Annotated in this window: 26 protein-coding genes; 12 read left to right on the top strand and 14 right to left on the bottom strand. The window is 40.1% G+C overall.

What is annotated here, in order from left to right; translation table 11 throughout:
• Together ACFQ4X_RS02710 and ACFQ4X_RS02715 are read right to left on the bottom strand one after the other, a co-directional pair.
• The gene (locus ACFQ4X_RS02710) at positions 1-1,206 is read right to left on the bottom strand and encodes a Ger(x)C family spore germination protein (protein ID WP_379833027.1); all 1,206 of its coding nucleotides are present in this window, start codon (positions 1,204-1,206) and stop codon (positions 1-3) included.
• Positions 1,207-1,221: 15 nt separating this feature from the next.
• Positions 1,222-2,811, bottom strand: a complete 1,590-nt coding sequence (locus ACFQ4X_RS02715) for a spore germination protein (protein WP_379833028.1) — start codon at positions 2,809-2,811, stop codon at positions 1,222-1,224.
• Positions 2,812-2,977: 166 nt separating this feature from the next.
• On the opposite strand from ACFQ4X_RS02715, the gene ACFQ4X_RS02720 reads away from it, so the two are divergent.
• Both ACFQ4X_RS02720 and ACFQ4X_RS02725 read left to right on the top strand, forming a co-directional pair.
• The gene (locus tag ACFQ4X_RS02720; RefSeq protein ID WP_379833029.1) at positions 2,978-3,463 is read left to right on the top strand and encodes a DinB family protein; all 486 of its coding nucleotides are present in this window, start codon (positions 2,978-2,980) and stop codon (positions 3,461-3,463) included.
• Between the two features lie 18 nt (positions 3,464-3,481).
• The gene (locus tag ACFQ4X_RS02725; protein WP_379833030.1) at positions 3,482-3,934 is read left to right on the top strand and encodes an SRPBCC family protein; all 453 of its coding nucleotides are present in this window, start codon (positions 3,482-3,484) and stop codon (positions 3,932-3,934) included.
• 87 nt (positions 3,935-4,021) lie between these two features.
• Here ACFQ4X_RS02725 and ACFQ4X_RS02730 read toward each other — a convergent pair whose 3' ends face one another.
• On the bottom strand, positions 4,022-4,297 hold the full coding sequence (locus ACFQ4X_RS02730; protein WP_379833031.1) for a hypothetical protein: 276 nt from the start codon (positions 4,295-4,297) through the stop codon (positions 4,022-4,024).
• 1 nt (position 4,298) lies between these two features.
• Entirely contained in the window at positions 4,299-5,135 is an 837-nt protein-coding gene (locus ACFQ4X_RS02735) for a deoxyribonuclease IV (protein ID WP_379833032.1), read from the bottom strand.
• Between the two features lie 143 nt (positions 5,136-5,278).
• On the opposite strand from ACFQ4X_RS02735, the gene ACFQ4X_RS02740 reads away from it, so the two are divergent.
• The gene (locus ACFQ4X_RS02740; protein ID WP_379833033.1) at positions 5,279-5,506 is read left to right on the top strand and encodes a hypothetical protein; all 228 of its coding nucleotides are present in this window, start codon (positions 5,279-5,281) and stop codon (positions 5,504-5,506) included.
• A gap of 107 nt (positions 5,507-5,613) precedes the next feature.
• Here the strand turns inward: ACFQ4X_RS02740 and ACFQ4X_RS02745 are convergent, their stop codons facing one another.
• Positions 5,614-5,877 (bottom strand): hypothetical protein, encoded by a 264-nt coding sequence (locus ACFQ4X_RS02745; RefSeq protein ID WP_379833034.1) that lies wholly within the window; start codon positions 5,875-5,877, stop codon positions 5,614-5,616.
• A gap of 109 nt (positions 5,878-5,986) precedes the next feature.
• Here ACFQ4X_RS02745 and ACFQ4X_RS02750 point away from each other — a divergent pair, with 109 nt between their 5' ends.
• The 3 genes from ACFQ4X_RS02750 to ACFQ4X_RS02760 all read left to right on the top strand — a co-directional run bounded on the left by ACFQ4X_RS02750 (position 5,987) and on the right by ACFQ4X_RS02760 (position 8,779).
• Positions 5,987-6,613, top strand: a complete 627-nt coding sequence (locus ACFQ4X_RS02750) for a LysE family transporter (protein ID WP_379833035.1) — start codon at positions 5,987-5,989, stop codon at positions 6,611-6,613.
• A 140-nt stretch (positions 6,614-6,753) separates the two neighbouring features.
• The gene (locus ACFQ4X_RS02755; RefSeq protein ID WP_379837006.1) at positions 6,754-8,070 is read left to right on the top strand and encodes an amino acid permease; all 1,317 of its coding nucleotides are present in this window, start codon (positions 6,754-6,756) and stop codon (positions 8,068-8,070) included.
• Positions 8,071-8,386: 316 nt separating this feature from the next.
• A complete protein-coding gene (locus ACFQ4X_RS02760; RefSeq protein ID WP_379833036.1) occupies positions 8,387-8,779 on the top strand; it encodes a VOC family protein in 393 nt (130 codons plus the stop codon).
• Positions 8,780-8,803: 24 nt separating this feature from the next.
• On the opposite strand, the gene ACFQ4X_RS02765 is transcribed toward ACFQ4X_RS02760, so the two are convergent.
• Entirely contained in the window at positions 8,804-9,175 is a 372-nt protein-coding gene (locus tag ACFQ4X_RS02765; RefSeq protein WP_379833037.1) for a hypothetical protein, read from the bottom strand.
• A 132-nt stretch (positions 9,176-9,307) separates the two neighbouring features.
• On the opposite strand from ACFQ4X_RS02765, the gene ACFQ4X_RS02770 reads away from it, so the two are divergent.
• Entirely contained in the window at positions 9,308-10,327 is a 1,020-nt protein-coding gene (locus ACFQ4X_RS02770; protein ID WP_379833038.1) for a S66 family peptidase, read from the top strand.
• A gap of 316 nt (positions 10,328-10,643) precedes the next feature.
• On the opposite strand, the gene ACFQ4X_RS02775 is transcribed toward ACFQ4X_RS02770, so the two are convergent.
• Positions 10,644-11,435, bottom strand: a complete 792-nt coding sequence (locus ACFQ4X_RS02775; protein WP_379833039.1) for a TIGR00266 family protein — start codon at positions 11,433-11,435, stop codon at positions 10,644-10,646.
• Between the two features lie 186 nt (positions 11,436-11,621).
• Here ACFQ4X_RS02775 and ACFQ4X_RS02780 point away from each other — a divergent pair, with 186 nt between their 5' ends.
• Complete coding sequence (locus tag ACFQ4X_RS02780; protein ID WP_379833040.1) at positions 11,622-12,440, top strand: STAS domain-containing protein; 819 nt, start codon at positions 11,622-11,624, stop codon at positions 12,438-12,440.
• Between the two features lie 35 nt (positions 12,441-12,475).
• Here ACFQ4X_RS02780 and ACFQ4X_RS02785 read toward each other — a convergent pair whose 3' ends face one another.
• Entirely contained in the window at positions 12,476-13,315 is an 840-nt protein-coding gene (locus ACFQ4X_RS02785) for an SDR family oxidoreductase (RefSeq protein WP_379833041.1), read from the bottom strand.
• Positions 13,316-13,323: 8 nt separating this feature from the next.
• Entirely contained in the window at positions 13,324-13,764 is a 441-nt protein-coding gene (locus tag ACFQ4X_RS02790) for an Lrp/AsnC family transcriptional regulator (protein WP_379833042.1), read from the bottom strand.
• Positions 13,765-13,903: 139 nt separating this feature from the next.
• Here ACFQ4X_RS02790 and ACFQ4X_RS02795 point away from each other — a divergent pair, with 139 nt between their 5' ends.
• Positions 13,904-14,953, top strand: coding sequence for an alkene reductase (locus tag ACFQ4X_RS02795; protein WP_379833043.1), 1,050 nt, complete (start codon positions 13,904-13,906; stop codon positions 14,951-14,953).
• A 10-nt stretch (positions 14,954-14,963) separates the two neighbouring features.
• Here the strand turns inward: ACFQ4X_RS02795 and ACFQ4X_RS02800 are convergent, their stop codons facing one another.
• Both ACFQ4X_RS02800 and ACFQ4X_RS02805 read right to left on the bottom strand, forming a co-directional pair.
• A complete protein-coding gene (locus tag ACFQ4X_RS02800; protein WP_379833044.1) occupies positions 14,964-15,257 on the bottom strand; it encodes a hypothetical protein in 294 nt (97 codons plus the stop codon).
• Between the two features lie 50 nt (positions 15,258-15,307).
• A complete protein-coding gene (locus tag ACFQ4X_RS02805) occupies positions 15,308-15,592 on the bottom strand; it encodes a hypothetical protein (protein WP_379833045.1) in 285 nt (94 codons plus the stop codon).
• 273 nt (positions 15,593-15,865) lie between these two features.
• Here ACFQ4X_RS02805 and ACFQ4X_RS02810 point away from each other — a divergent pair, with 273 nt between their 5' ends.
• From ACFQ4X_RS02810 to ACFQ4X_RS02820, 3 genes are all read left to right on the top strand, one after another.
• Positions 15,866-16,522: a C40 family peptidase gene (locus tag ACFQ4X_RS02810; protein WP_379833046.1), complete on the top strand. Its 657-nt coding sequence runs from the start codon at positions 15,866-15,868 to the stop codon at positions 16,520-16,522.
• A 618-nt stretch (positions 16,523-17,140) separates the two neighbouring features.
• Positions 17,141-17,707, top strand: a complete 567-nt coding sequence (locus ACFQ4X_RS02815) for a GNAT family N-acetyltransferase (protein ID WP_379833047.1) — start codon at positions 17,141-17,143, stop codon at positions 17,705-17,707.
• A 208-nt stretch (positions 17,708-17,915) separates the two neighbouring features.
• On the top strand, positions 17,916-19,241 hold the full coding sequence (locus ACFQ4X_RS02820; RefSeq protein WP_379833048.1) for a gluconate:H+ symporter: 1,326 nt from the start codon (positions 17,916-17,918) through the stop codon (positions 19,239-19,241).
• A gap of 71 nt (positions 19,242-19,312) precedes the next feature.
• Here the strand turns inward: ACFQ4X_RS02820 and ACFQ4X_RS02825 are convergent, their stop codons facing one another.
• The 3 genes from ACFQ4X_RS02825 to ACFQ4X_RS02835 are packed head-to-tail and all read right to left on the bottom strand — an operon-like array spanning position 19,313 to position 21,005.
• Positions 19,313-19,807 carry a DMT family transporter gene (locus ACFQ4X_RS02825; RefSeq protein ID WP_379833049.1) on the bottom strand — a complete coding sequence of 165 codons (495 nt, stop codon included), beginning with the start codon at positions 19,805-19,807 and terminating at the stop codon, positions 19,313-19,315.
• A gap of 15 nt (positions 19,808-19,822) precedes the next feature.
• Positions 19,823-20,527 (bottom strand): Crp/Fnr family transcriptional regulator, encoded by a 705-nt coding sequence (locus ACFQ4X_RS02830; protein WP_379833050.1) that lies wholly within the window; start codon positions 20,525-20,527, stop codon positions 19,823-19,825.
• Between the two features lie 52 nt (positions 20,528-20,579).
• Positions 20,580-21,005, bottom strand: coding sequence for a DMT family transporter (locus ACFQ4X_RS02835; RefSeq protein ID WP_379833051.1), 426 nt, complete (start codon positions 21,003-21,005; stop codon positions 20,580-20,582).
• Positions 21,006-21,074: the final 69 nt, after the last annotated feature.

Genomic DNA, 21,074 nt, shown 5'->3' on the forward strand with positions numbered 1-21,074 from the left:
TTACTCCTTCAACTCATTAATATAAGAGTTGCTTCTTTTTCCTAGCTTATGAATGTGAACACGCACTTTACTTTTTATTGGAATGTTAACAAATTCTTTATCCCAGTCTTTTTTTACACGTTTCCAATACTTTGGTTCAGAACGGTGTACAACTTCTCCGAATCCTAGGAAGTCTAGTTTGTACTTTTGCTGAGCAGTTTTAATAGCAGATCTGATCTTGCCGTTGATATCTTTCTCAACTAACTTCTCAATTCTATTTATTGTTTCTTGCTTTGTTAGATCAATTGAACATCCAACCTCTGCAATATTTGCGTCTGTCTTAACAGAAACACTCATTTCAGGGTGGCTATTCATAGAATTGGTTTTTAGTTTTGTATCTGAATCAATTAGCTCGACTGATAAATATTCTTTTTTGTTCGTAAAACACGGTACGGTTACGATCGTACTTTTTACATTATTCTGTATGTAATTGTAGCCTTTACTTTCTTTTTCATTCAGCCAGCCTTTTAACTTATCCACCTTAAACACAGCTATATTCGTGTATTTTAAGCGGACTTTCGGGTTTACTCTCTGTAGGTTCTCCATCTTTTCACCCTCAAGAGGCTCTCCAGTAAGCTGAATGCCTGTAATCACGGGCTGTTTTCCCGGACTTGTGAGGTCATGAAGCAAGTCTCCAAAAGTAAGAGCTAGGGTTGGAGCAAATACATCTGCTGAAGTTTTTAGCTTCGAATACATGTTTTGTGCTGCGATTTTTTCTACCGGAACTAGAACATTTAAAACTTGATCTGCTCTATGATCTTTCGCTACCACTACATAAAAATCTGAACGAAACTCAGGGTCGCGTGCAAGCAGGTCAAGTGAGTTTGCAAAACCTTCACGCGCAAGTTTTTCACCTATTACTAACATCTTCAAGTGAGGATAAAAAGTTTTTCTTGGAGCTGTTTTCGTAAGCCGTCTTATGGCATCAAAAATTGTTTTGCCTTTTTCCTGATAAGTTACAATTGGCGCTCTGGATGAATCACCCGTCCTTGCAGAGATTGACGATGGATTTACGAGCTGAACCGTCACAACATATTGGTTGTCCACTTTATCTATGCCCATTGCGACGGCAATCCCTATGTCTTCAATTTCCCTATTGTTCCAGCAGCCCGTCAGAATAAGCATGAGGGCACAAACCGGAACCAGACATTTTCTTGTAAGTTTCACCCTTCATGCTCCTTTCTACTTATCTTTTGGTGTCACTGTTTCTCTAAGAACATTCGTTTGATTAATTAATCGTGGACGTGTGACTAATTTCCACCTTGGCTTTCTCCATAATGTATCTTTCATATCTGATCCGATATATGGGGCGAGCGGCTCCATGTAAGGAATCCCAAAAGATCTTAGACTGCAAAGGTGCAGCGACAATGCAAATATTCCGGCTGCAATGCCATAAAGCCCGAAAGATCCCGCAAGGAACATAAATAAAAATCTTAAAATACGGACAGCAATTCCCATATTATAAGCAGGCAGAATAAAGTTAGAGATTGCAGTGATGGAAACGACGATAACCATGGCAGCTGATATGATTCCAGCTTCAACGGCAGCCTGTCCAATAACTAAAGCACCAACAATGGAAACCGTCTGACCGATTGCTTTTGGGAGCCGAAGTCCAGCTTCCCGCAAAATTTCAAGGGTGACTTCCATGATCAAAGCCTCAATTAAGGCAGGGAATGGAACGCCTTCTCTTTGTGCTGCAAGACTGATCAAGAGAGGTGTCGGAAGCATCTCCTGGTGAAAATTAATGATCGCGATATAGACAGAAGGACCAAGCAATGAAATAAAATAAGCTGTAACACGAAGCAATCTTAACAGGGTAGAGATATCCCAGCGCTGATAATAATCTTCTGCAGCCTGAAAGAAATGTGTAAACAAAGCGGGAACCAATAAAACAAATGGTGTTCCATCGATAAAGATCGCGATGCGTCCTTCTAAAAGAGCAGCAGCAACTACATCGGGTCTTTCCGTATTAAAAACAGTAGGAAAGGGTGTATATACTTCGTCTTGGATAAATTCTTCAATATAGTTACTCTCTAAAATTCCATCAATGTCTATTCTTTCGAGGCGTTCATGTACTTCTTTAACGATTTTGTCATTAGCGATGCTATGAATGTACATGACGGATATACTTGTTTGAGTAATGTTTCCGATCTCTTTCTTTTCCACCCACAGTCTCGGATCTTTGATTTTCCTTCTGACTAATGCCGTATTGGTCTGAATATTTTCCGTAAAAGCTTCTTTCGGACCACGAACTACATTTTCTGTTGCTGACTCTGAAACATCCCGATCTCTCCAGCCTTTCGCGTTAATTACGAGAGCATTTGAAATTGAATCCACTAGCAAAACAGCGTTTCCCGAGAGTATGGCTGTAACGACTTCTTTGTAAAGTTGAACTTCTTTTACTTTGTTTGCAGGTGCAAAAAACTGTTTCATAAAATCAGAAGCTTCTAATGTTTCTGTTAAAAACTCCGAGTGTTTAATCAGATGCTCTGATCTGCTTATGTTTTCGAAAAAGTGAATGATAATCATCTTGTCAACAAGACCATTTAAATAGATCAAAACTGCTTTTTTATTACCTAGCTCAAAATCTGAAAATGAGAGGTCGGAACTGTTACCGAACGTTTGTTGAAGATACTGTACGTTCTGGTTCAGCTCGGTAGACAAAGCATCCTCAGGCGGAGCTTCATTTTTTGGATTCTCAAGTTGCGTCGGGGCATCAGTTTCATTTTTATCTTTTACGAGTTTCTTGAGCGCCCTTTTCTTAAATACCATCTGCAAAACTCCCGTACAGGTTTTTTGGTATTTTTACCAAGAGAGTGCCCGATTATTCTTAAGATTGCGATCGGAAAAAATGTAGGGAAAGAAGTCGAATTAAAGGAGTTCCAGTTAGTATGAAGAAATGATACCTGATGATCATTTTGTACAGGAGGTTTTTATCATGGATCAGAAAACAATTCTGTTAAGGCAGATGGCAGCCAATCATAATGAGCCGAACTGGTTTGTCCCAGTTGAACGGGCACTGGATGGATTGACGTCGGAGCAGGCGAACGAGAAAAATGGTATCAGCAACTCAATTTGGGAGATTGTAAATCACTTAATCTTTTGGAACGAGCGTTATTTGAGCAGGTTTAAGGGAAATCCGACTTCAAAAAAGATTGAAAGCAATGATGAGACGTTTCATAGCGAAACCAATCAGGACTGGGAAGAAACGAAAACCCAGCTTTATCGGATACTGAAAGAGTGGGCAAATGCTGTAAAAGATGCAGAAGATGATGTGTTTGAACGGTCTGCACATGAGGACAGGCATGACCCTTGGTACTCGGTTCTTGCAAATATCAATATCCATAACGCTTACCATATTGGTCAAATTGTAGAGATTCGTAAAACCAATGGAAACTGGGATCCGAAGAAGGGCGTTCATTAAAAAAGGAGGAACATCATAATGGAATCAAAATATGTATATGTCACATATATCGGTGCTTCACCAGAAAAAGTATGGGAGGCATTAACTGAAGGAGATATTTCGGAACAATACTTTTTTGGAACAAGAGTAGAATCAAACTGGGAAGAAGGATCAAGTGTTACATACTCCCGTAATGGAGAGGTTACGGATGAGGGCAGTGTATTAAAATATGATCCGGCTCACGAACTTTCATTTACATGGACAAGTAAAAATGATGACACTCCCCGCGAAAGCCCGACAGTGGTGACTTTTAAGCTGCAACATATGGACTCTACGGTAAAACTCACAGTGATTCATGAAAACCTTGTGAAGATAGACTTTGTTGAAAAAGAAGGTACGTTCGAAGGTGTTAACAATGGCTGGCCAGCGATATTAAGCAACTTAAAGACATTCCTCGAATTGGGGAAAACGCTGCCGGCTTTGAGTTTGTGATGAAGTGGGAATTTAAAGGAACAGATGTTAAAATAAACGGCTAACTCTATTATCAATAGAGTTCTTGCCGTTTTTTAATGAAAATGTTTATCGTTTTCTTTGTTTTTCTAGGAAAATAATAAATTTTTCACGAGCGTAAGGATTATTGATCAGTTTACTAACACGTCGTTTACTTTCTAAATAACGACGCACATGAACATTGGTGAAAAATAGCTTTCGATAGTTTGCGTCTTCATATATTTTGCTAAACCATCGATGTTCGTTCAGCACCTGAATATGCCGGTCGATTGTTTTAGTATCCAATCCAATGAACATACGAGGAGAATTTAGCCGTAAAAAGAAGTTCAATAAATCTCTTAACATTCTATGTACCCCACTTCTCATACAACTCTTTAATCTCTTCACGATGTGTAATCCCGTATTCGGATGGAGTCTCCAATATGAACGGAACATCTTTCAATATACGAGAAAGAACGAGTTTAGAAAACTGCTCCTCTGAAATATGACCGTTGTGAAAAATATTCGCATGACGGTCTTTTCCTTCACCTGAAGGATATCTGGAATTATTCAAATGAACAGCCAGCAAATGTTCAAAGTAACCTAACTCCGTACCTTTTTCCTCGAGCTCATCCCAGTTATGTCCATTCCACAAACCGCTTGCAAATGCATGGCATGTATCCAGACAAAAGCCGATTTTCTCAGGATGCTCACCTAGATTCCGAACTTGGACAAGCTCCTCTATCGTTGTACCCATCGAACCCGGCCGTCCCGCATTATTTTCTAATAAAATTTTGCAGTTTCCATCCCAATCCTTAAGAACAGCATTCAGCATGTGTATCATCAGCTGATAGCTTGCAAGTGGATCTTCACCAGGAATCGGACTGCCGAAATGCACAACAACACCTGCAGACCCGCACGCATCAGCAATCTCTAAATCATTCTGCAAAGACTGTAACGTAATCTCTTTTTTGTTGTCAGAAGGAGTAAGGCTGGTCGGGTAGGGAGTATGAGCAACCGAGATTAGATCATTTTCCAGACAGAATGCTTTACAGCTGGCTGCGTCCCCTCTATTAAAATCTTTCACAGACAGACTGCGCGGATTTTTTGGGAAGTATTGATATGCGCGGGCACCTAAAGAAAAAGCATGTTTTGCAGCTCCAATATAACCGTTTCTAATACTGACATGACACCCGAATCGCACAATAATCCCTTCTTCCGTTCAGCAAATGATAAGTATAAAGTTTCCATATTTGAAAGATGATATGCGAATTTCAGTCCAATGGTCTTAGTTTTAAAAAAAGTGGGAAGGGAATATTGATACAAACCATAAAGGAGGTGGATAGCATGTCTGTTTATGATCAAATCAGCTCTTGCTGCAGCAGGATTGAGAAAGCAGACACAAAAGAAGACGTACTCCGCGAAGTAGATAAGCTGGATAACTACGCCTCTTATCTCAACGCTGACAAAGCAAAAAGACTTCATATTTATTGCGATAATATCCGAAAACTAAACGTAGATGTGAAAAGTGAAACCGTTAACCAATCTCAATCTATCCGAAAGTTATTTTCATAGAATGCCAAATGACAAGGCTGCCAGGAGGCGGTCTTGTTTTGATGTGTCACATATGTAGATTAGAAAAAAGTAAATCCCTCATGTATACGTCATGAGGGATCTTTTTATCAATCATATCGTGTTTCTTGCAGAGCAGCTTGTGTTTCATGAAGGTGTCGCAAATATTCTTTAGCGTGCAGAAGCTGCTTTTTCTCTTCCTCAGTCGTTCCTTCTCCAGCAGAATGGAGCGATTGCTGAGCGGTTTCGAGCCAGATTTTAGCAGTCTGAAAACAATTCGGTGCTGCGTTTGCCTGCGCTTCGATCATGGCTTCATCAGCACGTTTCACATGGTCTAACACTTCTTGTACCTTAGGACCTAAGTTTTGTTCCATGGGTTTGTTTCTCCTTTTTTTAAAATGAATTATGGTCTGAATAAATCTCCTGACGAATAAGATGAAGACATGCAGAGTTGTCCATCTTCTTCTATCGTGGAGGTCTCCAATGTTTCTTATACTAAAATATGTTTTGTTAGGCATATCACTCGCAGCACCAATCGGTCCAGTTAATGCGGCTCAGATGGACCGCGGAATTAAATATGGTTTCTGGCAAGCATGGATGGTCGGACTGGGAGCTACTATGGCAGATGGACTGTACATGCTCTTGGTATATATGGGACTCGTAAGTTATATCGATACAGCATTTATGAAGTCTTTTCTATGGCTTTTCGGTTGTTTTGTTCTTTTATACACCGGGATAGAGACGTTTAAAAAAGCGACAAAAGAAATGAGCAGCGAAAGGAATTACACGGTACATATCGGAAAAAGCTTTTTTGCAGGTTTTCTCATGTCGTTAACAAATCCTCTTACCATCTTATTTTGGTTAGGAATTTATGGTTCTATACTTGCGGAAACTGCCGCAAAGTACAGCTTTGAGAGTTTGATGCTTTACAGTGGAGCCATATTTGCAGGGATATTAGTGTGGGATTTTACGATGGCGCTTGTTTCAAGCAGTTTTCGAAAACTCTTGGCTGACCGGATTTTAGGTGTAATATCTAAGCTGTCAGGATTATCATTGATTGGCTTTGGCGTTTACTTCGGGTATCAAGGAATAGCGTTTTTGTTCTTTTAAGGCAGCTCAAGGTCAGACTTGGGTGGTTTTTTCTTTTTGAGTATGCATATTCGATAAGTTAAGTTTGAACAATAATACGTGAGCAGCAGGAGGGTATTATTGTGAAGAATTCTAACTGTAATGGGCCGGTGCAGCCCAAGATGGACAAATCAGAAGTCAAGAAAATGTCATGGTGGCAGCTTTCTCTGATAGGAGTCGGCTGTACGATCGGAACAGGTTATTTTCTTGGGTCAACCATTGGAATACAGCTGACAGGTCCATCGATCGTTTTTTCATTTTTATTAGCTGCAATTGGTACATACATCGTATTTCAGCTTCTTGCTAAGATGACAGCAGCTGATCCTCAAAAAGGGTCATTTTGTTATTACGCTTCACAAGCCTTTGGGAGATGGGCAGGATTCAGCTGCGGGTGGAATTATTGGGTATCCAGTATATTGATCATGGGTAGTCAGCTCACGGCACTTTCGATCCTTTCGCAGTTCTGGTTTCCTCAAATTCCGTTATGGGTGTTTGCAGCTGGGTATGCTGTCTTGGCAATCATTGTGGTTTTAGCAGGAACGGAGAAATTTGACCAAGTGGAAAACCTGCTTGCTGTCATAAAAGTCGCTGCAATTGTCATGTTCATCATTTTAGCAATAGCAGGGCTCATCGGGATAGTCGATGGAAAATCATATGATTTATCCATTCCAAATAACTTCGATGGATATTTTGCCGAAGGGCTAAAAGGATTCTGGTCGTCACTGATTTATGCGTTTTATGCATTTGGCGGGATTGAAGTAATCGGTATGATGGCGATGCAGTTAAAAAATACAGAAGATGCAACGAAAGCAGGAAGCATTATGCTTTTGATTTTAACAATTATTTATGTACTTTCTATTGGATTGGCCGTAACAACGGTTGGTATGGAAGTTTTCGATCATAAAGAAAGTCCTTTCGTAACTGCAATGAAACGATATCATCTATCTTTCTTTCCTCATGTCTTTAATGGAGCGATTATCGTGGCCGGATTTTCAGCGATGGCTGCTGCCTTGTTCGGTGTAACAAACCTCTTACAATCGTTAGCAGAGGATGGAGATGCTCCAAAGCTATTTGCAATAAAGATTAAATACAAAGAGCTTCCGCTGGCGGCAATGGGACTTGGAGCCGTGGGATTATTAGCAAGCATCATCACAGCGCTCCTTCTTCCAGGGAGGATATACGAATATATCACAACAGCCGCAGGAATCCTTCTTTTATTCAATTGGCTTTTCATCATCTTTTCAGCTATGAAGATCCTTAAGCAAAAAGCGTGGGCCAGGGTAATCGCCATAATTGCGATCGTATTTATATTTGCGGCTGTAACAGGAACGTGGTTCGAGCACACCATTCGCCCCGGGCTTTATGTAAGTTTAGCAATTTCAGCATTAATTGGCACAGTCGCAATCATTATCCAAAGAAAACATACAATATCCAAATAAAACTGTCTCTTACGTACACGATGTGTTCTTAGGAAGGCAGTTTTTTGCTTTTCAAAGCTGATTTTTTGCTTTAAAAAGATTCCAGGGGCGAAACGGGAGGTGCATGGGGCGAACCTGCATATATTCAGGGTGAAACGAAAGGTGTACCGGGTGTAAGCACGATAAGTTGGGGCGAAAACAGTTAGTTATTGGGCGTACGTGTAATAAATATTAGATCACGTACCGTAAAAACTCTTCTTAATAAATTGTAAAGGACTTCTCTCCTCGAAAATCGAATCATATAAAACAACGATTTTTTTCAAAGGAGAAGATACATATGACAGCTGGCAATCAAAAAATCACTACATTCCTCATGTTTACTGGGCAAGCAGAAGAGGCGATGAACTTTTATATATCTTTATTCGATGACTCAGAAATTACGAACGTCCTTCATCAAGAAAACGGAAAGGTACTTCATGCGACATTTACTCTAAAGGGACAAACGTATATGTGTATCGACAGTCCGATCAACCATGATTTTACGTTCACTCCATCTATATCGCTTTTTGTTACGTGCGATTCTTTGGATGAGGTAAGCGGTCTTTTTGAAAAATTGTCTCATGGTGGCTCTGTTCTCATGGAGCTAGGGGAGATTCCTGGCTATGAAAAATTCGGCTGGATGCAGGATCCATACGGTGTTTCTTGGCAGTTGAGTCTTCCTCAAAAATAAAAAGCAGGGAATTGCGCCTGCTTTTTATCCAAAACAAACAAAATTTCTAATTTGGGAATACCCATAACGCACTCGCTGGCGGCGTCCGCCTGCCCAAATATATCCGGTAACACTGTTTCTGCGGATCTCTGTTGGGAAGAACCAAAAGTCTCTTCCGAACTGACCTTGGCGTCTTAACCCCATCAAGCCCCAATTTCCAAGACAGGCACAGATTCTTGCCCGAAGCTGCGGAGGCTGGTAGCTGGATGTGAAAAACGGCTGAGGAATTTGCGACTGTTGAAAATATTGAGGCGGCGGTCCAAAAGGCCCCTCATCTTCATCGCCATTCGGACGATCAACATACATAGGTTCCTCATGCGAATCATGGTTCTGATGGTAAAAAGGATGGTTATACATGAACAATTCACCTCCTTGTCTGATGACTCTATGATATGGATATGTTGTACACTTCGAATGAGTAGCTTGTACGTCAGCCTAAATTTAAAAAGCAGTGTTAACGAATGAAAATGAAAAGAGAGATGAGCAAACATGATCAAATATCCAATTTTAAAAGATAATGCAATGATCGGTGTAACAGCACCATCTTCAGGAGTGCCTTCCTTTTTGCATGACATGTTCAAGCAGGCATGTGATCGAATGGAGAAGAGGGGCTATCAGGTAACAGTGGGTGATACGGTCTGGACACAAGAGAAAGCAAAGTCTGCACCAGCGAAAGTAAGAGCAGATGAGTTTAATCAGATGATGGCAGACGAATCCATAGACATAATCATTCCTCCATGGGGCGGCGAACTGCTCATTGAGATGATCGAGCATGTAGATTTTACTTCTCTTAAAAAGAAGTGGATTCTCGGGTATTCCGATACAAGCGCACTGATGCTTGCAATTACGCTGAAAACAGGAATCGCGACAGCGAACGGAACAAACTTCGTTGATGTTAGAGGGGAATACTCTGATGAAACAACAGCGATGTGGGAGAAGGTGCTTGCGACAAAAGAAGGGGAATCCGTACTTCAGCACTCATCCTCTAAATATCAAAAGGCGTGGGACCATGCGAACCCAACCCCATGTATCTTTCATCTGACAGAAGAAACGAGCTGGAAGACAGTCTCAGGGGCAAAAGAAAAGGTTGAAGGCCGCTTGCTCGGCGGATGTATTGATATCATCAGGCATTTGATAGGAACCCCATTTGGTGATGTGAAGACTTTCCGTAAGCAGTTTATAAATGATGAACCGATCCTGTGGTACTTTGAAAATTGTGAGATGAATACAACAGATTTGAGAAGAACACTGGTGCATATGAAGCTAGCAGGGTGGTTTGAAGGCTGTTCTGGTATATTATTCGGAAGAAGTGATGCAAACCAACCAGTGGAAGACTATTTAATAGAAGATGTTTATCGGGACTTGTCAGATGAACTGGGTGTTCCTGTCATCTATGACATAGACTGCGGTCATCAGCCGCCCCAAAATACATTCATAAATGGGGCCAATGCAGAAGTAGAAGCAGATGGTGAGGGTAAGGGCACTGTTTTGCTGCATTTTAGAACATAAAATAATTGTAGATTATTAAAAAATTATCTCACTTAACACTTTTGCTAGTCCAACTAAAATGAGTACCGTTATTACTTTTTTGTATGGCTTCTTTTTACCTTCTTTCTTAAAAAAATGTAAATAAAGAAAAAATCTTAATACCAAAAATAATAGAAGAATTGCAATAAAAGCTATTAATTCAACCATACGTCATCTTCTCCTTTCATTTTTGTGTTTACCCTTTAGTTTGAGCAATTAAAAATATATGTGTGCAAAAAGGAAACAAAAAGCTGGCTCGTCATCCGAGCCAGCTTTCTCCACTTTTAAAATCTACCAATCAATCACCATTTAACATGCCGAACACGCCTTTAGCTAAGCTGCCTTCATCACTAGAGCCGCCTCGGTGTGGTGCAGCTGCGAAAACTCGGCTCGCTAATCGGCTGAATGGAAGAGACTGGATCCAGACTGTTCCTGGTCCTCTTAATGTTGCGAAGAATAACCCTTCCCCTCCAAATAATGCCGTTTTCACGCCTTTCACCATCTCGATGTTGTAATTGACACCGCTTGTCATTGCAACTAAGCAACCTGTATCGACGCGGAGCACTTCGCCCGGTGATAGTTCTTTTTTGTGAATCGTTCCGCCAGCATGAACGAAAGCCATGCCGTCACCTTCAAGCTTCTGCATAATAAAGCCTTCTCCACCAAAGAACCCAGCGCCGATCTTACGCTGAAACTCAATTCCTACAGAAACTCCTTTAGCAGCAGCCAAGAATGCATCTTTTTGACAGATCACTTTTCCGCCAAGCTCACTCAAATCCATCGGTATGATTTTACCGGGATAAGGAGAAGCGAAAGAGACGTGCTTCTTCCCATGTGCGTCATTTGTGAATGTTGTCATGAACAGGCTCTCACCCGTCAGTACACGCTTACCGGCACTGAACAGCTTGCCCATCAAACCGCTTCCGCCGCCTGAAGAACCGTCACCAAAGATGGTTTCCATCTCGATGCCGTCTTCCATCATCATCAGCGCACCGGCTTCTGCAATCACCGTTTCTTTTGGATCGAGCTCCACTTCAACAAACTGCATGTCATCTCCGTAAATTTTAAAATCAATTTCGTGATTGTTCATATTATTTCCTCCAATTAAGATCATTTTCGTTAAACTAAGTAAATTACGTTTCAGATAGAAAAATGGTTTCAAAATACTTACTTAAGCGTGGAAATATTTTCAACTTCCAAATTCTTTTTCTTTATTTTAAGGAAATGGTACAATAGAAGGTAGAAATTTCAAAAAACAATTACAGGAGTGAACACGATGGGTTTAACCTTGGAGAAAGATTATATTGATTATTTTACAAATAACAGACAAGAGTTCCAAGAATCCCTATTAAGTGAAGCCCGAAATGTTCGTGGTAAAATTGAAGAAATTCAGCTGATCGGAAATATCGATTTATTATCCAATGCTCATAAACTAGTGATGTACACGATCCAGGGAAAAGACGATGAATTAGAAGCATTTGCAAAAATAGAAGGTGTTTCGTGGGCTTCGCATAGCCTCACGCTAGCATTCAAACTTGAGTGGGTACAAGCTATCCGCAGAACCATCTGGAAGTACTTGCAAGAATTTGATATATTAAATCAGGTTGATATAGACAGTGACAGATTTTATAATATTGAAAGACAAATTAACGACCGCATTGACAAGTTTTTAAACGAATTATTCTTGAGTTATTCTGAGTACAAAGATAAGCTGATTGAATCACAGCGAGCGCTCGTTGAAAATCTCTCTGTTCCAATTATTCCGATCACTTCAACAGTTTGTGTCCTTCCTCTAATCGGAAATATTGATACATATAGAACGGACACGATTGAAGAAAAGGTTCTGATGGAAATCAGCAGACTTCGCATCGGAACGTTAGTCATTGATCTATCTGGTATCGCTCAAATGGAGACTGAAGTGATCGAACATATGATGAAGGTAATCGAAGGAGCGAACATGATGGGTTGTGAGTGTGTAATCACCGGCCTGCGTCCAGAAATCGTACGCAAAGTGACGAGCATCGGGTTAACATTCGACAGTAAAGCACAGACAAAAGCTACCCTTCAGCAAGCTTTAGAAGATTATCTAAGATAAGAAAAAACAAGGTTGCCTATAAAGGTGACCTTGTTTTATTTTCTTAGCAGTTTCTTTAATACAGCTTTTTCTAATAAACTCCACGGCAGGATCGACTTCATGAAAAGGCTCACCTTTATGCCTTTCCCAATTGGATACCTAAGTTTCGGATTCTTTTTTTGTAATGCAATCTTAGCTACAAGTCTTGCCACTTCAAGCGGATTTCCATGACCGTTTTTTCCAGATTCGATCTCACTCAGCAGACTCTCCATATAAAAGTGATAAGGGGAGTCATAGTTGATCGTGGTATTGTCAATCGATGACCAGATGTTTGTTTGGTAAGAGCCGGGTTCAACAAGGATAACATCGATGCCAAACGGTTTTAATTCCAATCGAAGACTTTCACTCAATCCTTCAAGAGCATGCTTAGACGCGGTGTAAGGGGACAACCCCGGAAAACCAAATTTTCCAGATATGCTGCTCATGTTGATGATCTTGCCTGTCCGATTTTTCCTCATTATCGGAAGTACAGTTTGTGTCACAGCGATCACGCCAAAGACGTTCGTCTCAAACTGCAGCCGGTATTCATCCACCGAAAGTTCTTCACAAAAACCGCCAAGTGCAAACCCTGCGTTGTTCACGAGCACATTAATACTAGGAAACTTTGAAAGGTACGCTGCAAATGAACGAACCGATTCCTCTGATGTCACATCGAGAGTTTGCAGCTGAATGAAGTCAGACACCCTTTTTTCATCCGCCAAACGCAATAGATTCTCCGCTTTATCCAAACTTCTCACCGTACTGATCACTTCAAAACCGGCCTTCGCGAGTTCAACTGCACACAACATGCCGAATCCGCTGGAAGTACCGGTCACTATGGCTATTTTTCTTTTCATTGATTCTCCTATTCTTCTTCCACAATCGGAATTGTATTTTTTAATGGAATTGGTGACGACAGCACGATGAGCGTTGTAGAATCACCGTGTATTCCACTTGCGTTAATAAAATCTTCGAGTGATTGCATAGACTCTGTAACTATTTTTAACAAGTAATTATATTGGCCGCTAATTCTATGAAGTTCCACTACATCAGGAGATTGCGTACAAAATTCAATGAACTTTTCACAATTCTTTGTATGGAATAAAAGGAAAGCAGTAGTAGATTTGTTTACTTTTTTCGCATTAATCACCGCTCGATAATGATCAATCATTCCTTTTTCCTCTAGCCTCTTGACTCGTTCAGTCACCGCAGGCTGAGATAATGCGACCTGTTTTCCGAGCTCAGTCATTGAAATACGTGCTTCCTCCTGCAGAATAAGTAAGATTTGTTTATCTACACTGTCCATTTGTGAGTCTCCTTTATTTTAAATGTGATTCTAGATATTTATCTTTATTTTATAAGAAATCTCAATAAAATACATTTATTACTAACTGTAAGGATGATTAGATTCTTCATAAAATGGATAGTGAAAGGGATGAGTATATATGAATAGAAAATTATTAGAACCGGTCAATATCGGATCGTGGAAGCTCAGAAACCGAATTGTTATGGCTCCAATGACGAGGTGTTTTGCAGATGATCAAACAGGTATCGTCGGGGATGATGTGGTTGAATACTACAGAAAAAGGGCGGCAGATGGGATAGGCTTGATTATTACAGAAGGAATTATTGTAAGTCAGCGGGGAAAAGGAACATTTAATTTGCCAGGCCTCTACACAGTGGGACAGGTCAAAGGCTGGGAAAAGGTAACAAATGCAGTGCATAAAGAAGGCGGGACAATAATCGCTCAATTATGGCATATTGGAAGACTGACTCATCATCAAGTCACTGGGGGATTTCCGCCACAAGCACCATCTCAAATACGAGCAAAAGGAAAGGTTCATCGATTTGGAGAGCCCTTTGATATACCTGAAGAAATGTCAGTTGATGATATTAAGGAAGTAATTCGGCAATATGCAAAAGCTTCGCGTAATGCAATGCTGGCAGGGTTCGATGGTGTTGAAATTCATGGTGCTCATGGTTACCTGATCGATCAGTTTAACTCAGATGTTACCAATCATCGAACAGATCGTTATGGTGGTAATCAAAAACAGCGATTGACGTTCATGAAAGAAGTTACTCAAGCAGTTATGCAGGAAGCTGGGAGCAATCGAACAGTTATCCGTTTTTCGGAATTAAAAGATGATCTGCCTGATTTTAAATGGGATAACCCTGAAGAAACCCTAAAATTATATGTTGATGCATTTAAGGAAACGGGAGTAGAAATACTCCATCCGTCAACCAATCATTTTACCCGATTCGTCAGCAAGGAAAAGAAACTTCATGAGCTTGTCCGTAAATACTGGTCCGGAATTAGTATCGGAGTCGGAGATCTTAACCCAAATACCGCCAACGAGGCAATAGAAAACGGCTTGATTGATTTAGCGGCGTTTGGACGGCCACTGCTAGCCAATCCGGACTTTGTTGAAAGATTAATAACGAACTCTGAACTAGAAATCTATAATAAGACCAAACATTTATCGCAGCTTGTTTAATTTTCATTACTCATTTGTATAGATCAGCAGGTATTTTGTTTCGATAGCTGCTTACTAGCTTAACAAATGAAGCATAAGCCCCCACTGCTGCAATGCCATAAACGATTCCCATAACGATGCCAGTCCAAAGACTGTGAGGGTGAGCTATAAATATAGAAATGACAAGACCTATGAAATTAGCGATTGCAGGAATTAAAGAAGAAATCGGAGGAAGAAAAATTTTAAGGATCTCGATTAGAACAATGATGGAAGATACAGCAATCAATGCATCCCAAAAGTTAGTGTGAATGAATGGGAACTCCAAATAGATGCCTCCTTCATTTTACTCTATACTACACTCTATACAATTTGGAGTTAATCTTTCCTGTTATCATCCTTAAGGACCTTAATATCTTTCACTTCAAAATCATCGGGGCACCAGCAGTCTTTCTGCGGTGTTTTATCTATGAAAGTTACTGTCACCTTTTGGTCGATTTCGTAAGCATCTACAAAATAGAGCTTAATAGCTTTACCGTCAATTTGAATGATTTTTTCTTCTTTATTAATTCCTGTAATCTCACCTGATAATGTATGAGTTTCATTAGAGTCACAACCGGTTAAAGAATAGATAAGGAATAAAAATAGGGCAGCTCTTTTCAAAAAATCGTACCAGCAATAAGCTGCTTCATCCTCGGAACTTGTTTATGCATCTTATCAGTCTCCTTTTCTCGCAACTTCTTTTTATCTTCTTTTATTTTCTTTATTAGGCACCTATTTCCTTCCAATATTACAATATGTGATTTATCATACATTTGGCCAAAATTGTTATTCCCCTGTAACTGCTCTAAAATCTCACTGTCATCTCCACCTGTTAGTATGGGACAGGTCAGATCAAAAAGAGATCGGCGTATCAAATAAAAAGGGGATGGTAGTTTGAAGAAACTAACAGCAGGTTTAGCATTAGCAGGTGTTGTAGCATTCAATCCAGCGACAGGTCATGCAGCAGTAGGAGATCAGACTCTGGAACCTGGAACGACTCATGCAGACGTACAAGAACTTCAAGAGATTTTAGACAACAAAGGATATTTTTCATATAGCAAAACAACTACTTACTATGGCGACTATACGACGGATGCCGTGAAAAAGTTCCAAGAAGCTAAAGGAATTACGGTAGATGGAATCGCTGGAGATGAAACATTTAAAGCGCTGGGTGTTGATGGAGAAAGTAACGATTCAAATATCGTCGAAGTAGCGAAAAAATATGAAGGCACAAAATATACGTGGGGCGGAGAAACAGCTGAAGAAGGCTTTGACTGCAGCGGATACTTAAATCAAGTGTTTGATGAAGCAGAAAACATCGATTTGCCGAGAACGGTAGATGAAATCTATGCAGAAGGAACTAGTGTAGATGAGCCGGCAGTTGGTGACATCGTGTTCTTTAACTTAGAAGGAGACGGACCAAGCCATGCTGGTGTATACGTTGGTAACGGCGAATTCTGGCACGCATCTTCATCAAATGGTGTTACATCAGATGACCTTAATAGCTCTTACTGGAGCGATAAATATATCGGAGCTAAAAGCTACGAATAAAAAATAAAATAAGATGGACAAAAAAAGAAACAAGGTTGCTGCATGCGGCCTTGTTTTTTTGTATACCCGCATAGACTAAATTTCACACGTTAAAAATGCCGATAATGGCTCTTGAAATCATCCATTTATAACGAGTGGATTTTATTCCACAAACGAGCAGGATTGTTGAACAAGGAAATACCTCTTTATTTGTAGAATTATGTTCAAAAGTACAAAGGGGTAAAACGATGAAAAATTTGATTTTTACAATCTCATCCTTAATCAGTTGGTGGATGTTCTTTGTATGGATTTCTTCCAATATATATTTTGCTGAATCAATGCAATCAATGGAATATGGGGCTTTCCTATATACCTCAGTATTCGCTTTTAGTCCTTTCCTATCAGCTTTAGTGACTTATTTAACATATAAGTTCTGTAATAAATTATTATCTAAGTTTACGCTTCAGATACTAACCATTTTCTACATACTCATATCCATTTATGGGGGAAATTTCATATTAAATATTTAAGCAATTGCAAAATCTTGTTAAACTAAACGGGTGCATATCTTTAAGAAGGAGAAATACTCTTACTGCTTTTTATTACTAATCTAAAATAATCAAGGAGAGGGAAAATCAAATGAACCCTTTGTTATTAGATATTCCTTTACAAATAGAAACCGAAAGGCTAATTCTTCGAGCACCACATCAAACTGGAGACGGAGAAATTGTGTATGAAGCAATTAGAGATTCCTTTTATGAATTAAAAGCGTGGTTGTCACTTTTCCAAGAACTTCCTACTGTTGAAGAAACAGAGATCATGTTAAGGAATGCTCATATAAATTTTTTAAAAAGAGAAAGTTTTCGTTTTCTTATCTTTGATAAAGGTGGCGGCAAGGACTTAATTGGAACGGCGAGCCTTCATAGGATTGACTGGGACATTCCAAAAGGTGAAATGGGATACTGGATTAATACAAAATATAGCGGTAATGGATATATGACGGAAGCAGTAAAGGAGTTAGCTAACTTCGGATTAAATCACCTCGCATTTAATAGAATTGAAATAAGATGTGAATCAAGAAACCTTAAAAGTCGCTTTATACCGGAAAAACTTGGTTTTATATTGGAAGGTACTTTAAGGAATGAGGATCTATCCGCAGATGGCAGCCAGCTGACTGACACTTGTATTTATTCTAAAATAAATTAACATCGCTTAAATTAAAGGCAGCTAAAAAGAATTATCTCAATACAAGTCTTCAAGAAAAGGGTACTATTGCTGAATAAACCTATTAAATGAATCCAAATTGACACACTTACAAATATTTTGATCTTCTTTATTAATCCCTCCTTACCATTGCCAAAGCACTTTTAATTGGGTACTGTGTGTTTATACAAGGAAGGTGGAATGATAAGCGATGGAGATTTATTTACTGCTTGTTACGTTAGCAGCTATCGTCATTGTTATCGTAACCGTATCCTGGCTTAAATGGCATGCTTTTCTCAGCTTAACAGTCGCCAGTTTATTTTTGGCTCTGATGGCTGGACTATCCGTTGACAAAATTGTAACCGCTTACGAAACCGGAATTGGAGAAGTCTTAGGACATCTGGTCGGGATATTGGCATTAGGTACAATTTTAGGAAAAATGCTTTCAGAATCGGGAGCAGGACTTCAGATCGGTAATTACTTTGTACGGATTTTTGGAGTGAAACGCTTGCCGTGGGCTATGCTGCTTTCAGGTTTTATTATCGGTATTCCTATATTTTTCGAAGTAGGCATTTTAATTTTATTGCCTTTAGTCATTTCGTTACATAAAACAACGAAGCAAAATATTTTATTGATCGCCTTGCCGGTTATTGCAAGTCTATCTATCGTGGACGGCCTTGTTCCACCGCGTCCTGGCGCACTCGCTGCTATCAGCATATATGATGCCAATCTTGGGTTGGTTCTTCTTTACTCTCTTGTAATCGCACTTATTGCTGCAGTTATTGCAGGTCCTTTGTTTGCAAAATGGGTGTACAAACGCGTTGTTCCCGAAAAAGAACCGGAATTAATCCGCATCGATACGGATGCAAAAGAACTGCCTAGCTCAGGTATGTCTTTCTTCATTGTTTTACTGCCAGTCATTCTTATGATTTTCGCTGCAATAGCACCATATGTACAGCTTCCAGAAAGCTTGCAGAAATTCTTTGTACTTATAGGAAATCCGGTAATTGCATTATTAATTGCGGTATTTGCAGCATACTATTTTCTCGGCTTCCGTAAAGGGATGGACAGAGATCTAATTTCAAAATTCACGGAGGAGAGCTTGCTGCCTGTAGGTTCAATCATATTAATTATCGGAGCAGGCGGTGGATTTAAACAGATATTAATTGAAAGTGGTGTCGGTGAGACAATGGGGAGCATGTCTGAAAATCTATCCCTGTCTCCGCTAGTGATGGCCTTTATCATTGCAAGCTTAATTCGAATAGCGACAGGCTCAGCAACGGTCGCCTTAACAACGGCTGCCGGAATTGTTTCTCCGATCATTGAACATATGTCCGGAGTCAATTTGGAATTACTCGTTATTGCAACAGGTGCAGGATCAATGATGTTTTCGCATGTAAACGACCCAGGCTTTTGGATGGTAAAAGAATATCTTGGATTAACCATTACAGAAACCTTCAAAACGTTGACCGTGCTGGAAACCATTCTTTCCTTAACCGCATTTGCAGGTGCTTTGCTGCTTAATGTATTTATATAAAAGCTGTTATCCTAAACTTTGGTGCTTTTGAAAGAGGTTAATTACCACTGCAGGACTCGCTTTTCGCCAGCTTATCTGCCCACTGAATATTGTTTCAATGGTTTTTGAACCTGTTCAACCTCTTTCTTCTCCGTGCTGCTAAACTTAAACACGATTACACCTCCAGCAATCACCAGTACACCGACCAGCTGCTGAAACGTAAAAGGAATCTTCTCTAAGCCAAACCAGCCGAGTGAGTCCCACAATAAAGCAAATCCAAGCTGTGAGGTAAGCACAATTGCGATAGCATAAGTAGGTCCGAGCAATCGAGTTCCCTTTACGAGACAAACGACCACGCCAACTCCGATCATGCCGCTGAACCAGTGCCATGTTTTCATGTTATCCAACATAAATAAACCGCTGCCTTCAAAAACAAGACCAAGCGTCATGGAAGCCAAGAACCCCAAACCCAATACCAAGGCAGTCGTGGCCCATGTACCAGCCTGTTCATTGACTTTGGCGTTAAAAATGTTTTGCAGACCAACCAGCAATCCGGCTAAGACCGCAAAGAACAATCCTAAGAACATAACAATCGCTCCTTTCTATTCATAGATGTTATTGTGACCGGCGATCGCACTTAAACCATCTTTGTCCTTCACTAATATAAAACCTTTATGACGTTCAATGAGTCCGTCTTTTGAAAGATGCTGAATTACGCGGTTCAAATGCCTGTAGCTTGTACCGATTAGATTCGCTGCATCCATTAAATTGGCTGTGCTTAAACGGCCAGTCGCGAGAGTTTCATTTTCTTCAAAACAAACAGAAAGAAGGTAACTGGCGAATCGCACTTCAACCGGATACAGAAGGTTAAAGCTTAACGAACTGGATTTTATAAAAAACTTTTGCGTGATTACTTCAAGCAAAAATTTAAGGAGAGGGGTATGATCACTCGCGTACTTCCTCAGCCAGCGGTGGTGAACACCGATCATGTGAACATTTGACACAGCCTCAACCGTATTAATAAATTCGGTCCCATGCTGCACGTACTCAATATCACCAATGGAATCCAGCGGCTTTTTAAAGGAAAGGATGAGCGTTTTCCCTTCTGGGGAAGTGGTGAAAATCTTCACCTTACCTTTAACAAGTACATACAAACAATCAGCGGGATCCCCTTGAGAACAGATCAACTCACCATGATCAAAGCTGAATAATGATAAATGAGGCTTTACTTCATCGTTAAAAATATTCTCGATTCTTTGTGTCTTCAAATAATGCTCCAGCATTTCACGATCCTGAATCTCTATCATTCCTGTACTTCACCCCATGACTTTTCAGCACTTATTTTCAAAAATCATATCATCAAAACTTCAGAATCACCACGCCGGCGATCATCATTCCGATCCCGATAAACTGTGGAAGTCTCATCTTTTGTCTCAATACTCCGAACCAGCCTTTACCATCGATTAAAAAAGTGATAGCCAGCTGTGCAATCAGGATAACTGCAATCGTCAGAGTAACACCGATTTCTTTGATCCCGAAAATATTTCCGTAAATGACAACAGCCGCAAAAGAACCGCCAGTTAGATATAAAGGTCTCACTTCTTTAAATCTTTTCCATTTTCCGTCTCGAACGATCATGACTATCAATAATGCCATCAGGAAGCCAGTTAACTGGGTAACTGTCGCAGCTTGCCAAGGGCCGATGTCTTGACTGATGCGGGAATTCGCTACACCTTGCAGCGTGATAAAGCCCCCGGCTAAAAATGCAAAAATAATTCCTCTCATCGTCTCACTCCCCAATTCAAATCTTATCTAATTAAAAAACATATCCACATACGTTGGGAAGGACATATG

This window comes from Fictibacillus halophilus (assembly GCF_042680145.1).
GTDB lineage: Bacteria > Bacillota > Bacilli > Bacillales > Fictibacillaceae > Fictibacillus > Fictibacillus halophilus_A.

What these genes read in the sequence shown, in the direction of transcription:
- ACFQ4X_RS02760 (WP_379833036.1), top strand. Translation starts at nt 8,387, where the DNA reads ATGACAGCTGGCAATCAAAAAATCACTACATTCCTCATGTTTACTGGG.
- ACFQ4X_RS02745 (WP_379833034.1), bottom strand. Translation starts at nt 5,877, where the DNA reads ATGGAACAAAACTTAGGTCCTAAGGTACAAGAAGTGTTAGACCATGTG.
- ACFQ4X_RS02730 (WP_379833031.1), bottom strand. Translation starts at nt 4,297, where the DNA reads ATGTTAAGAGATTTATTGAACTTCTTTTTACGGCTAAATTCTCCTCGT.
- ACFQ4X_RS02755 (WP_379837006.1), top strand. Translation starts at nt 6,754, where the DNA reads ATGGACAAATCAGAAGTCAAGAAAATGTCATGGTGGCAGCTTTCTCTG.
- ACFQ4X_RS02770 (WP_379833038.1), top strand. Translation starts at nt 9,308, where the DNA reads ATGATCAAATATCCAATTTTAAAAGATAATGCAATGATCGGTGTAACA.
- ACFQ4X_RS02780 (WP_379833040.1), top strand. Translation starts at nt 11,622, where the DNA reads ATGGGTTTAACCTTGGAGAAAGATTATATTGATTATTTTACAAATAAC.
- ACFQ4X_RS02795 (WP_379833043.1), top strand. Translation starts at nt 13,904, where the DNA reads ATGAATAGAAAATTATTAGAACCGGTCAATATCGGATCGTGGAAGCTC.
- ACFQ4X_RS02825 (WP_379833049.1), bottom strand. Translation starts at nt 19,807, where the DNA reads ATGTTCTTAGGATTGTTCTTTGCGGTCTTAGCCGGATTGCTGGTTGGT.
- ACFQ4X_RS02815 (WP_379833047.1), top strand. Translation starts at nt 17,141, where the DNA reads ATGAACCCTTTGTTATTAGATATTCCTTTACAAATAGAAACCGAAAGG.
- ACFQ4X_RS02835 (WP_379833051.1), bottom strand. Translation starts at nt 21,005, where the DNA reads ATGAGAGGAATTATTTTTGCATTTTTAGCCGGGGGCTTTATCACGCTG.
- ACFQ4X_RS02785 (WP_379833041.1), bottom strand. Translation starts at nt 13,315, where the DNA reads ATGAAAAGAAAAATAGCCATAGTGACCGGTACTTCCAGCGGATTCGGC.
- ACFQ4X_RS02775 (WP_379833039.1), bottom strand. Translation starts at nt 11,435, where the DNA reads ATGAACAATCACGAAATTGATTTTAAAATTTACGGAGATGACATGCAG.
- ACFQ4X_RS02830 (WP_379833050.1), bottom strand. Translation starts at nt 20,527, where the DNA reads ATGATAGAGATTCAGGATCGTGAAATGCTGGAGCATTATTTGAAGACA.
- ACFQ4X_RS02765 (WP_379833037.1), bottom strand. Translation starts at nt 9,175, where the DNA reads ATGTATAACCATCCTTTTTACCATCAGAACCATGATTCGCATGAGGAA.
- ACFQ4X_RS02790 (WP_379833042.1), bottom strand. Translation starts at nt 13,764, where the DNA reads ATGGACAGTGTAGATAAACAAATCTTACTTATTCTGCAGGAGGAAGCA.
- ACFQ4X_RS02820 (WP_379833048.1), top strand. Translation starts at nt 17,916, where the DNA reads ATGGAGATTTATTTACTGCTTGTTACGTTAGCAGCTATCGTCATTGTT.
- ACFQ4X_RS02720 (WP_379833029.1), top strand. Translation starts at nt 2,978, where the DNA reads ATGGATCAGAAAACAATTCTGTTAAGGCAGATGGCAGCCAATCATAAT.
- ACFQ4X_RS02715 (WP_379833028.1), bottom strand. Translation starts at nt 2,811, where the DNA reads ATGGTATTTAAGAAAAGGGCGCTCAAGAAACTCGTAAAAGATAAAAAT.
- ACFQ4X_RS02725 (WP_379833030.1), top strand. Translation starts at nt 3,482, where the DNA reads ATGGAATCAAAATATGTATATGTCACATATATCGGTGCTTCACCAGAA.
- ACFQ4X_RS02750 (WP_379833035.1), top strand. Translation starts at nt 5,987, where the DNA reads ATGTTTCTTATACTAAAATATGTTTTGTTAGGCATATCACTCGCAGCA.
- ACFQ4X_RS02740 (WP_379833033.1), top strand. Translation starts at nt 5,279, where the DNA reads ATGTCTGTTTATGATCAAATCAGCTCTTGCTGCAGCAGGATTGAGAAA.